Here is a 12,113-nt window from a genome sequence, read left to right on the forward strand (position 1 = left end):
TACTTTTTTGATTCCCCAAAAGAAAGCGACCCCGGCAGTTGGCTGCCAGGGTCGTGTCTCAATGCTTACTGACCGGTGACGATCTTGGTCCAGGTGCGCGTGATGACGCGCTGTGTCTTTGGATCATATGGCTTGACGGTATAAAGCTTCTTGGTCGTCTCTTCGTCGGGATAGACCGCTGGATCTTCCAGGATCGCCTTGTCGACGAATTGCTGCGAAGCCTTGTTGCCGTTGGCGTAGAGCACGTAGTTCGACGACTTGGCGATGACTTCGGGGGTCATCATGTAGTTGATGAACTCGAGCGCTTCGGCGACATGCGGCGCGTCCGCCGGGATCGCCATCTGATCGAACCACATCTGGGCGCCTTCCTTCGGCACCGAATAGCCGATCTCGACGCCCTGCTTGGCTTCCTCGGCGCGGTTGCGCGCCTGGAAGACGTCGCCCGACCAGCCGATCGCCAGGCAGATGTCGCCATTGGCCAAGGCGTTAATGTATTCGGACGAATGGAACTTGCGGATATAGGGCCGGACCTTGAGCAACGCGTCCTCGGCCTTGGCAATGTCATCGGGCGAGGTGCTGTTGGGATCAAGGCCGAGATATTTCAGCGCCGCCGGAATGATGTCGGCGGGAGAATCCAGCACATAGACGCCGCAATCCTTCAGCTTGGCCAGCTTGTCCGGATTGAAGAAAACATCCCAGCTGTCGATCTTGTCGGTGCCGAGCGCAGCCGTCACCTTCTTGACGTTATAGCCGAGGCCGACGGTGCCCCACATGTAGTTGACCGAATATTCGTTGCCCGGATCGTATTTGGCGGTGCGCTCGGAGATGACGTCCCACATGTTGGAGATGTTCGGCAGCTTCGACTTGTCGAGCTTCTGGAACACGCCCGCCTGGATCTGGCGCGCCAGGAAGTTCGCGCTCGGCACGACGACGTCGTAGCCGCTGCCGCCGGCCAGCAGCTTCGTTTCGAGGATCTCGTTGGAATCGAAGGTGTCGTAGACGACCTTGATGCCGGTCTTCTTGGTGAAGTCGTCGATGATCGAGCTGTCGATATAGTCCGACCAGTTGTAGACGTTGACAACGCGGTCCTCGGCATGGCCGCCTGCCGTGAAAAGCGTCAGAAATACCGACGTCGCCGAAAGCCAGAGCGCTTTGCGGATCATAATGTTCTCCTTTGGTGAGTGTTCCCTTGCCGGCTCGTCGCGATATGGCGGCGCGGCATTGATTTCAGGCTATTGGGCTTTCCGAAGGGCAACAAGCGCGACCTGTCGGCGCTGCGCCGGGTTGCCGGTCGGTGGTCAAAGACCTCCCGCAGGGCGCCCTTGTAAGGTACCCGGGCGGCGTCAGCGGCGTTCGCCGTGGCGTGGGCAGAGATACGACGATGTGATCCGGCCCTGGTCGGGCCGGCAGAGACACTTGGCAAGATACGCCTGTCTTGTTGTTGCCGTGATCGCAGCCTGCCCGCCCGGCAGCGGGGTTGTCAATGGGGAAGGCTGCCTAAAGCGCGTCGCGCCGAGAGGGGTTCAGGCGACGCGCTTTCGGTCTTTGTTTTGATGCATGTCGTTCGCCCAAAAACCGCTGCGCACTTTTGGGCGACATGCTGTTGTCTTGATCGCATGTCGTTGTCCCAGGACCGCTGCACACTTCTGGGTGACATGCTGTTGTCTTGATGCATGTCGTTCTCCCAAAACCGCTGCGCACTTTTGGGCGACATGCATTGGTCAATTGGGTGACGGCAGGCCGGTGATGCCGGGGCGCGCCGGCCGCGCCTGACGTTTGAACTCCAGGCCGATATGGACGAGCAGCGCGGTGACCACGATCGCGCCGCCGATGATGGTGCGCACCGACGGCACCTCGGAATGGACGAGCCAGACCCAGATCGGCCCGAGGATCGGCTCGAAAGTGCCGAGCAGCGCCGCGATTGCCGCCGGCACGAGCCGGGCGCCCATGGCAAAAAAGGCGAGGCCGACGCCGAGGTTGACGACGCCGAAGGCGAAGAGGAAGCCCATGTCGCGTGCGGACACCGCAAACTGCGAGGCCTGGGCGGCGGCAAAGATACCGGCAAGCAGCGCGCCGAGACAGGTGGCCGGCACCATGCGCACATGAGCAAAGCGCCGGGTGATCACCGTCGCGAACGAAAACATCACCGCAATCAGCAGCGCCAGGCCGTCGCCGATCGGGGACACGGCCCCGTCGAGGGATTCAGAGACCATGATGGCAACCCCAGCGATGACGGCGGCGATGGCAATCCAGGTGGCTTGGCTCACGCGCTCGCGAAACAGCAGCCAGGCGAGCAAGGCGGCCAGAAGCGGCACGCCGGCTTGCATCAGGAGAATGTTTGCAACCGTCGTATAGGCAAGCGCAACGATAAAGCTGGTCGAGGCCGTGGCAAAGCACAAGGCCACGCCGAGACCAGGCAGGCCCATGTCGCGGAACAATCTCAACGTGCCCCGCCAGCCGTCGCGCCAGACCATGAACGCGACGAGGAAGGCCACCGCCCAGAGCGAGCGCCAGAACACCACGGCCCAGCTGTCGTCGACATGGATGAAACGGGCGATGGTGCCGCCAAAACTCCACATCAGCGCCGAGAGGAAGACCAGCAGCATGCCGATCCGCTCCTCGCGCGGCGAGACGTCTGGTAGGGCGACGCGAGGCGATGCGGTATCGGTCATGGACATGATTGTCAGCGAGTTATGCGCGCTATGGTGCACCAAGGACAACAGGAACTCTGCGTCTCAAACGACAGAACTGTGTCTCAATCGCGTAGCGCAAAGTAGAAAGCCGTGCGTGATCCAGCATTCACTGAAATGTGGGACAACGTCGCAGCGGTTTACTTCGACACAGGTCGAAACTGCGCCCACGCGCAGGTCCGGACGGCGTGTATCATCCCTGAAAATCGAAGGCGCTGAGGCCCGTCACCATCTCGTCAAGGCCGAGCGGGCGCGTCACCGGCGGCTCGGCGCGCGCCAGGCAGCCGGCGCGCTCGCAAAGCCTGCAGGCGGGGCCGACCGGAGTGGCGAAACCTTGCCCGGGCTTGCCGGGGGATCCGGCCGGCAGCGCCGCGCCATAGACGATCTCGTCGCGAAAGCCGATATCGCAACCAAGCAGGAGCGCGGTGCGGCGCGGCCGTTCGGAGAAGGCGCCTTGCGGGCCTTCCAGGGTGCGGGCGATGCAAAGGAACTCGGCGCCATCGGGCATTTCCACCGCCTCGACCAGGATCTGGCCCGGCTGCGAGAAGGCCGCGTGAATGGGAAGCTTGGGGCAGCCGCCGCCGAAGCGGCTTTGCGGATAACCCTGGCTGCCGGCCTTGCGGAAGCGGTTGCCGGCATTGTCGACTTCCAGCATGAAGAACGGCACGCCCGCCGCGCCCTGCCGCTGCAGCATGGTCAGGCGGTTGGCCGCCTGTTCGAAAGAGACGCCGAAGCGGGAACGCAAGACATCGATATCATAGCGGGCGCGAACGGCGGCGGCGTGGAAAGCCTGGTAGGGCATCATCAACGCATGCGCGGCATAGCGGCCGAGCTCGAAGCGGGCGAGCCGGCGGGCCTCGTCCGTGCCGAGCTTCAGCCCCTGGATCTCGCCCGCGACGGCCACCGACATGCGCATCAGGCTCGCCTCCATGGCGACTTCGCGCAGTTGATCGAAGGGCGACAGACGCTCCGACAGGAACAGGCGCTGCGAATGACGGTCATAGCGGCGGCGCCAGTTGGGCATGGTGGCGACCGGCAGCACCTTGACGACGATGCCGTGCTCGCGCCTCAACCAGGCCTTCAGCGCGCCGAACAGATCGTCGCCGGGCTCGAGGAGCGATGTGAAAGCCTCCGCCTCCTCCTCCAGCGCAGCAAAGTGGTTCGGCCGACGTTCGAACACTTCGTGGACTTCGTCGGCGGGCAGGCGCGCGCCGGACAGGGCGGTCGCCCTGCCCTCCTTGGCCAGCAGCTGGTTGAGATCGGACAGGCGCTCGGCCTGCTCGCGATAGGCGCGAAAGAGCTTCACCATCGCCGCCGAGGCATTGGGCGCCGTCTCGGCAAGGTCGATCAGCTCCTGATCACCGGGCAGTTCGCCGGCAAGAAGCGGATCGCTGAACGCTTCGCGCAAGGCCGCGATCGAGCCTTTGGTCTCTCCCTGCAATTCATGCGGATCGACCTTGTAGACGGAGGCCAGCTTGAGGATGAGTTGCACCGTCAGCGGCCGCTGGTTGCGTTCGATAAGATTGAGGTAGGAGGGCGAGATGCCCAATCCCTCGGCCATTGCCGTCTGGGTCAGCCCCCTGGCGTTGCGCAGCCGGCGCAGCCGAGGCCCGGCAAAGATCTTCTGGTCGGCCATCGCTTCCACCTTTGACAAGATTTACAGGCGCATCGAACCCAACGCCCGCCTTGCCGCTTTTACAATCATGACAAATTAACAGAGCGGACTTGTCAATGGCAACACAGCTTTTCCTTTATTTTCGGCACCAAGCGGCGGTTTCTCTGGCCTATTTCGCGCTGCAATGTAAACGTTGTCATACACAGACGTCGGGGATATGGCCTTGCGATGTGGCGCTGAAGCAGTTTTCAAACGATCCGGAGTGACCAATGACCGATTTTTACAACCTCGTCCCCTCCGCGCCGGAAGGCCGTTTCGATGGCATCGAGCGCCCCTACTCGCCAGAGGATGTGAAGCGGCTGCGCGGCTCCGTGCAAATCCGCCAGACGCTAGCCGAGATGGGTGCGAACCGGCTGTGGAAGCTCATCCACGAGGAGGATTTCGTCAACGCGCTCGGCGCGATGTCCGGCAACCAGGCCATGCAGCAGGTTCGGGCCGGGCTGAAGGCGATCTATCTCTCGGGCTGGCAGGTGGCAGCGGACGCCAACACGGCTTCGGCCATGTATCCGGACCAGTCGCTTTATCCGGCCAATGCGGCGCCGGAACTCGTCAAGCGCATCAACCGCACCCTGCAGCGCGCCGACCAGATCGAGACATCCGAAGGCAACGGGCTTTCGGTCGAGACGTGGTTCGCGCCGATCGTCGCCGATGCCGAAGCCGGTTTCGGCGGCCCGCTCAACGCCTTCGAGATCATGAAGGCCTTCATCGAGGCGGGTGCTGCCGGCGTCCACTATGAGGACCAGCTGGCGTCGGAAAAGAAGTGCGGCCATCTCGGCGGCAAGGTGCTGATCCCGACCGTGGCGCATATCCGCAACCTCAACGCGGCGCGCCTGGCGGCCGACGTGATGGGCACGCCGACGCTGGTCGTGGCGCGCACGGACGCGGAAGCGGCGAAGCTCTTGACCTCCGATATCGACGAACGCGACCGGGCTTTTGTCGATTACGATGCAGGCCGCACGGTCGAGGGCTTCTACAATGTGAGGAACGGCATCGAGCCTTGCATCGCGCGCGCCGTGGCCTATGCGCCGCATGCCGACCTGATCTGGTGCGAGACCTCGAAGCCGGATCTGGCACAGGCCAGGAAGTTCGCCGAAGGCGTGCACAAGCATCATCCGGGCAAGCTGCTCGCCTACAACTGCTCGCCGTCGTTCAACTGGAAGAAGAACCTCGACGACGCAACGATCGCGAAGTTCCAGAGGGAGCTTGGCGCGATGGGCTACAAGTTCCAGTTCATCACGCTGGCCGGCTTCCACCAGCTGAACTTTGGCATGTTCGAGCTGGCGCGCGGCTACAAGGACCGCCAGATGGCGGCCTATTCGGAACTGCAGGAGGCAGAGTTCGCGGCGGAAGCCAACGGCTACACCGCGACCAAGCACCAGCGCGAGGTCGGCACCGGCTATTTCGACGCCGTGTCGATGGCGATCACCGGCGGCCAGTCTTCGACCACCGCCATGCATGAATCGACCGAGCACGCCCAGTTCAGGCCGGCGGCCGAGTAACGGATAACAACCAGAGGAAACGCCCGCAGGGCATCTACATCGGGGAGAAGACCAATGGCATCGATAAGCCGCGTCAAGGAAAGGGCGGAAGAGCAATCGAGCGCGATGAGCGTCGACCAGCAGGCGACGATCCGCATGCTCGCCAACGATCTGCACAGGCTCAACCAGTCGGTCATGAAGGCAGTCGAGGCCGGCGTCTCGGTGGAGCTGGTGCGCTCGGCCAGGCACCATGGCGGCGACGGCAACTGGGGTGACCTGCTGATCCCCGTGATCGTCACCCATCAGAGCCATACTTGACGTAACGTCAACAGTCTCGGCGACAGTCTCCCGCGCGTTATACGTTCGGGAGACTGTCGCATTTTTTCGGTTTGTCTCGCCGTCGAGAGGCACGACTTGCGCTGAATTCAGGATTTTCTTGCTATATTCTCAGCCTCGACCGTTTCAGCTTGACACCGGCTGCGATCTCACTCAATTCTGCCTTAGGTTTCAACCCTGCATTGAACCAGAGTGCCTGCCCGCCGATGTGTCCCGCCGACCGTGACGACCACTCCGAAAGACATCCAAGACCGGCAGCCCGCGCCGGTGCGATGGCGGCGGACTTCTCGAAGGTGCTGGTCGTTGGAAAATCATCGATCAACAGGGTCGTGGTGTCGAAAATCGTCGAAAAATCGGGCCTGAAGCCGATCTCGGAATCGCCCGAGGCCGCCGAGAAGACGCTGGCCGGCCAACTGCCCGGCACGGTCATCCTCGACGGCGGCCCCGACAACAAGGATTGCGACCGGCTGATGTCGGCCATCGACGCGCTGCGGCGCGTCTCCGGCAAACCGCTGCCCGCGGTTATCCTGCTCTCAACCAGGAATGGCACATCGGAGAGCCTTGGCCTGTCGAGCATAGTCGATGCGGTCGTCGCCAAGCCGATTACGCCAGAGAGGCTGCAACCGGTGGTCGATCGCCTGACAGGGCGCGGTTAGACCGTAGGACCTTCAACCAACCTTTGCGATAGCCTCGACAAGGCTCGGCAACTCGCCGAGATGGGCAATCTGGCGGAAACGCGACGCCTCGACAGGCGCCTCGGCATGTTCGACCGCCCAGGTCAATTCGTGCGGCACATGGATGCCCCAACCGCCGGCCTCGATGGCGGGAACCACGTCGGACTTGAGGGAATTGCCAACCATCATGCTGCTCTGCGGACCACGGCCATGGCGGCTGAAGATGCGGGCATAGGTGGCGGCGGTCTTGTCGCTGACAATCTCCACCGCGTCGAAGAGGTCACCCATTCCCGACTGCGCAAGCTTGCGCTCCTGATCGAAGAGGTCGCCCTTGGTGATCAGCACCAGATGATAGGAGCCCGCCAGCGCCTCGACCGTCTCGCGCGCATGCGGCAGCGGCTCGATCGGGTGGCTGAGCATCTCGCGGCCGGCGGCCAGGATCTCGCCGATGATCGAACCAGGCACCTCACCACCGGTGATCTCGACCGCCGTCTCGATCATCGACAGGGTAAAACCCTTGATGCCGAAGCCGTAGAGGGCGAGGTTGCGCCTTTCCGCCTCGAGCAGCCTTGCGGCGATATGCTCATGGTCGCCGTGCTCCGCCAGCATTTCGGCAAAGCGCTTCTCGGTCATGCGGAAGAACTGCTCATTGTGCCACAGCGTGTCGTCTGCATCGAAGCCGATTGTGGTCAAATGAGAGGCGGGCCCGTTCTTCATGACGGCCGGTGTACCTGCTGTTGCGGCGCGCCGCCAGCCTGAAGACGGATGGCTGGTTGTCCCGCCTCCCCTTTCCTTTCCCCGTGGTGCCCGGCTATAGTCCGAAATCCGCAACACAATCTGGTGAATGATGCCGCCTGAGAAAAAGGAAGTCCGTCCGTCAAGCCGGGGGGGACGCGCCCGCACGCCTGCCTTCCTGAAAAACGAACGCGGTGTGAAGAACTGGAAGGAAGCCAGCGCCTGGCTGGAGTGGCGCGGCATCGAGGACATCGAATGCATCACGCCGGACCAGGCCGGGGTTGCCCGCGGCAAGATGATGCCGTCGAAGAAATTCACCTCCAACACCTCGCTGGCGCTGCCGTCAGCCGTGTTCATGACGACGATCTCCGGCGGCTACCCGGAAGACGGCAACGGCTTCCACTATCCCGAGGACGACGGCGACCTGAAGCTCTTGCCCGATCTCTCGACGCTGACCGTGGTGCCGTGGGAAGAGGACCCGACGGCGGCGGTGATCTGCGACCTCGTGCACCAGGACGGCCGCTCGGTCGAGTTCACGCCGCGCAACGTGCTGAAGCGCGTGCTTGCGGCCTATGACGAGCGCGGGCTCAAACCGGTCGTGGCACCGGAGATCGAATTCTATCTGGTACGCAAGAACCCCGACCCGGACTATCCGCTGACGCCGCCCGTCGGGCGCTCGGGGCGGCCGATCGGCGGCGGCGCCGGCTATTCGATCGCCGGCGTCAACGAGTTCGACGAGCTGATCGACGACATCTACCATTTCTCGGAACGGCAGGGCCTGGAGATCGACACGCTGATCCATGAGGAAGGCGCCGGCCAGCTCGAGATCAATCTGCGGCACGGCAACCCGATCGAGCTCGCCGACCAAGTGTTCATGTTCAAGCGCACCATCCGCGAGGCGGCGCTGAAGCACGAGATCTACGCCACCTTCATGGCCAAGCCGATCCAGGGACAGCCGGGCTCGGCCATGCATATCCACCAGTCCGTGGTCGACAAGAAGACCGGCAAGAACATCTTCTCGGCCGAGGACGGCTCCGAGACAGACGCATTCTTCCACTTCATCGGCGGCATGCAAAAGCATGTGCCGAACGCGCTGGTGATGTTCGCGCCCTACGTCAACTCCTACCGCCGGCTGACTCAACAGGCCTCGGCTCCGGTCAACAACAAATGGGGCTACGACAACCGCACCACCGCCTTCCGCGTGCCGCGCTCGGACCCGGCGGCGCGGCGCGTCGAAAACCGCATCCCGTCGTCGGACGCCAACCCCTATCTGGCGCTGGCCGCGTCGCTGGCCTGCGGGCTGGTGGGCATGAACAACAAGATCAAGGCGGAACCGCCGGTGCTGACGACCGCCAACGCGGATGAAATCGACCTGCCGCGCGGCCTTCTGGAGGCGGTCGGCCTCTTCGAGGACGATACGGAGCTCGGCGCCATCCTCGGCAAATCCTTCGCCGCTACCTACACCGCGATCAAACGCGCCGAGTTCGAGACCTTCATGGAAGTGATCAGCCCATGGGAGCGGGAATATCTGCTGCTCAATGTGTGAGGAAAGGCAGTAGGGGAGTAAGGCAGTAGGGCAGTAGGGGGAACGATGGCGAAGATCGAATCGTACAGGGATTTGGTCGTCTGGCAGCAGGCTATGGACCTCGCAGTTTCGATCTACGAAACGACAAGGGCCTGGCCGAAGGAAGAACTCTATGGATTGACAACTCAGCTACGCAGGGCAGCCGCTTCCGTGCCTGCCAACATCGCTGAGGGCTATGGACGAGAAAGCCGAGCGTCCTATCAACAGTTTCTTAGATTGCACAGGGATCACTCAAAGAGTTGGAAACTCACTTGCTGATCGCGCAGCGCGTCGGAATCACCTCCAACGAAGCAGCTCAACAATTGATGGTGCGAAGTGAGAGCGTAGGAACACTCTTGCGGCTCCTCATCCGTAAATTAGCGCCCGAGTAGCTCCTACTCCCCTACTCCCCTACTCCCCTACTCCCCTACTCCCCTACTCCCCTACTCCCCTACTCCCCTACTCCCCTACTCCCCTACTCCCCTACTGCCCTACTCCCCTACTGCCCTACTGCCCTACTGCGAGCATCATGCCCTACCAATCCCCCATCTCTCCCGGCCGGTCCTGGTACGAGGATACGGTTGGACCCCGCCCCGAGTACTCGCCTCTCGACGGCGACCGGACCTGCGACGTCGTCATCATCGGCGGCGGCTTTACCGGCCTCTCGGCTGCAGCGCATCTGGCCAAGGCGGGCGCAAATGTCGTGCTGATCGAGGCCAATCGCTTCGGCGACGGCGCGTCCGGACGCAATGGCGGCCAGCTCGGCACCGGGCAGCGTGCCTGGGCGGAAGAGTTGGAGGCCGAATATGGCCTTTCCCGCGCCAGGGCGCTGTTCGACATGGCGGAAGAGGCCAAGGCGCATCTGCTTGACTTCGCTGCCACCAACACGATCGACATCGACTATATGCCGGGCCAGCTTTCCGTGGCGCACAAGAAACGTTACGTCGACGACTACAAGCGACACGCCGAGATCATGGCGAGCCGCTTCGGCTATCCGCATTTGAGCTTCATGGACCAGGCGGAGACGGCGCAGCGGTTGGGCTCGACGCGCTACTTCGGCGGCACCCGCGACATCGGCACCGGTCACATCCATCCGCTGAAGCTGGTGATCGGCACGGCGAGAGTGGCGGCCGCCGCCGGCGCACATCTCTTCGAGCAGACGCCGTCCACCGGCATAATTTCCAGCGGCGGCAAGGTGAAGGTCACGACGCCCAAGGGCACGATCACGGCCGACAAATGCCTGATCGGCGTCAATGCCTATGGCGGCAATCTCGAGCCGGTGAGCGCGGCGCATATCATGCCGATCGGCTCTTTCATCGGCGCGACCGTGCCGCTCGCTGCTTCCAAAGTGCTGCCGGGCGGCGAGTCCGTCGACGATTCCCGTTTCGTGGTGCGCTATTTCCGCAAGTCAAAAGACGGCAGGCTGTTGTTCGGCGGCCGCGAGGTCTATGCCGTCAACGATCCAAAGGACATCCATATCCACATCCGCAGGCAGATCGCCGAACTCTACCCGGACCTCAAGGATGTCGAAATCACGCATGGCTGGGGCGGCTATGTCGGCATCACCATGCCGAGAAAGCCGTTCGTGCGCGAAGTGATGCCGAATGTGATCTCGATCGGAGGCTATTCCGGCCACGGCGTCATGCTGTCGAACTTCTTCGGCAAGCTCTATGCCGAGACCGTTGCCGGCAATCGCGACCGCCTGAAACTGATCGAGGACCTGAATATCCCCCCCTTCCCGGGCGGCCGCCGCTTTCGCGCGCCGCTCTTGTTTCTGGCGCTCAGCTGGTTTGCGCTGCGCGACAGGATTTGAGGCTGGCGCGCGGTCGAGGCGCCGATTCGACGATGGCGGCTTCCACGAGGCAGGTTGTGGAAGCCTTAACGGACGCGCAGAATTTCGCAATCTGGCTCACTCATGCCATAATCAGCAGTAAAAGATGCGATCATGGGCGAAAATTCCGGGGATTTCGCGGGCCTTGTCCGCTGTGACTTCGGGACCGATGCCGATCGATGCCAACCCTCGCGGCAATGATCGAAAGAACGTCGGCCCGCTTGTTGGAGGTGGTTTGAGTGAACGAGCCCTTCAGTTTCGGCACGCCGGAACGGCAGCGCTTCACAATGCAGTTCGGCTATAACGTACGGCCATCCTTCTGGCAGAAGGTGCAGTCGAACGCGCATCTGGTCATTGCAGCGGTGGGCACGGTCGCGCTGCTCGGCGTGGCCGGGGTGGCGCTCTGGCTGTGCATTCCGGGCAGCGGCCGGCAGGTTGCCGCGGCCAGCGCCGAGCAGACCGTGCCGACAATCCCGGTGAAGACCACGAAGATCGCTCCGGTGGCGGCGGCGGTGACCGTGGCCCCGGCACCACAGGCCGCGCGCAAGGCGGATGCGGTTTCGCCGGCGACGGCGGCCCGCGAAGCCAACATTCCGGCGCTGGCGTCGAACAGCCCCCGCTGGACGGCTCCCGACTCCAAATCCCCGTCGGAGCCGGCAGGGGATCAACCAGCTCCATCGAAGCAGGCCGCCGAGCCTGGCGCTGCGCAATCAACCGACACGGCCTTCGCCGAACCAGCCGCGGAGAACGACGCCTCGGACGCACTGTCGCAGGTTGCCGCGCCCGCACCGTCGGGCGAGACGGCCGCGAAGACGCCGGGCGACAAGATGGACGGCGCCCAGACCGCCGCCATTCCTGAGGCCAAGCCACAGGCTCCCGATGCCGATCCGCCGGCAACCGATGACGCGGCGCAGTCCGAACCGAAACCTCAAAAGGTCGGTGCGGCCGCCAATGGACGCATCTTGAGGGCCGTCACCATGCGCTCTGGACCGAAGAAGGGCGCAGCCGCGATCGTCACCGTGCCAGCCAAGGCATCGGTGCAGGTGATGAACTGCAAGCGGTGGTGCGAGATCGTCTATAACGGCAAGCACGGCTGGGTCTACAAGAGCTACGTCAAGACCGGCGCGTGA

At 63.1% G+C, this 12,113-nt stretch carries 10 protein-coding genes and 1 pseudogene; 7 read left to right on the forward strand and 4 right to left on the reverse strand.

Features of this window, described 5'->3' with window-relative positions; genetic code table 11:
* Positions 1 to 65: 65 nt before the first annotated feature.
* From EJ072_RS07070 to EJ072_RS07080, 3 genes are all read right to left on the reverse strand, one after another.
* The gene (locus EJ072_RS07070) at positions 66 to 1,163 is read right to left on the reverse strand and encodes a polyamine ABC transporter substrate-binding protein (protein WP_126079084.1); all 1,098 of its coding nucleotides are present in this window, start codon (positions 1,161 to 1,163) and stop codon (positions 66 to 68) included.
* A gap of 558 nt (positions 1,164 to 1,721) precedes the next feature.
* Positions 1,722 to 2,672, reverse strand: coding sequence for a DMT family transporter (locus EJ072_RS07075; protein WP_126079085.1), 951 nt, complete (start codon positions 2,670 to 2,672; stop codon positions 1,722 to 1,724).
* Positions 2,673 to 2,883: 211 nt separating this feature from the next.
* Positions 2,884 to 4,326, reverse strand: a complete 1,443-nt coding sequence (locus EJ072_RS07080) for an XRE family transcriptional regulator (RefSeq protein ID WP_126079086.1) — start codon at positions 4,324 to 4,326, stop codon at positions 2,884 to 2,886.
* Between the two features lie 248 nt (positions 4,327 to 4,574).
* Here EJ072_RS07080 and aceA point away from each other — a divergent pair, with 248 nt between their 5' ends.
* The 3 genes from aceA to EJ072_RS07095 all read left to right on the forward strand — a co-directional run bounded on the left by aceA (position 4,575) and on the right by EJ072_RS07095 (position 6,835).
* Entirely contained in the window at positions 4,575 to 5,864 is a 1,290-nt protein-coding gene (aceA, locus tag EJ072_RS07085; RefSeq protein WP_126079087.1) for an isocitrate lyase, read from the forward strand.
* Between the two features lie 54 nt (positions 5,865 to 5,918).
* Positions 5,919 to 6,161 (forward strand): hypothetical protein, encoded by a 243-nt coding sequence (locus EJ072_RS07090; protein WP_042640947.1) that lies wholly within the window; start codon positions 5,919 to 5,921, stop codon positions 6,159 to 6,161.
* A 290-nt stretch (positions 6,162 to 6,451) separates the two neighbouring features.
* Complete coding sequence (locus EJ072_RS07095; RefSeq protein ID WP_189343238.1) at positions 6,452 to 6,835, forward strand: response regulator; 384 nt, start codon at positions 6,452 to 6,454, stop codon at positions 6,833 to 6,835.
* Between the two features lie 12 nt (positions 6,836 to 6,847).
* Here the strand turns inward: EJ072_RS07095 and EJ072_RS07100 are convergent, their stop codons facing one another.
* A complete protein-coding gene (locus tag EJ072_RS07100) occupies positions 6,848 to 7,570 on the reverse strand; it encodes an HAD family hydrolase (protein WP_126079088.1) in 723 nt (240 codons plus the stop codon).
* A gap of 130 nt (positions 7,571 to 7,700) precedes the next feature.
* On the opposite strand from EJ072_RS07100, the gene EJ072_RS07105 reads away from it, so the two are divergent.
* The 4 genes and pseudogenes from EJ072_RS07105 to EJ072_RS07120 all read left to right on the forward strand — a co-directional run bounded on the left by EJ072_RS07105 (position 7,701) and on the right by EJ072_RS07120 (position 12,113).
* On the forward strand, positions 7,701 to 9,134 hold the full coding sequence (locus EJ072_RS07105) for a glutamine synthetase family protein (RefSeq protein WP_126083531.1): 1,434 nt from the start codon (positions 7,701 to 7,703) through the stop codon (positions 9,132 to 9,134).
* A gap of 45 nt (positions 9,135 to 9,179) precedes the next feature.
* Positions 9,180 to 9,544, forward strand: a pseudogene (locus tag EJ072_RS07110) (four helix bundle protein).
* A gap of 137 nt (positions 9,545 to 9,681) precedes the next feature.
* Entirely contained in the window at positions 9,682 to 10,965 is a 1,284-nt protein-coding gene (locus EJ072_RS07115; protein ID WP_126079089.1) for an FAD-binding oxidoreductase, read from the forward strand.
* A 257-nt stretch (positions 10,966 to 11,222) separates the two neighbouring features.
* Positions 11,223 to 12,113, forward strand: a complete 891-nt coding sequence (locus tag EJ072_RS07120; protein WP_189343239.1) for an SH3 domain-containing protein — start codon at positions 11,223 to 11,225, stop codon at positions 12,111 to 12,113.

The organism is Mesorhizobium sp. M2A.F.Ca.ET.046.03.2.1 (assembly GCF_003952425.1).
Taxonomy (GTDB): Bacteria; Pseudomonadota; Alphaproteobacteria; order Rhizobiales; family Rhizobiaceae; genus Mesorhizobium.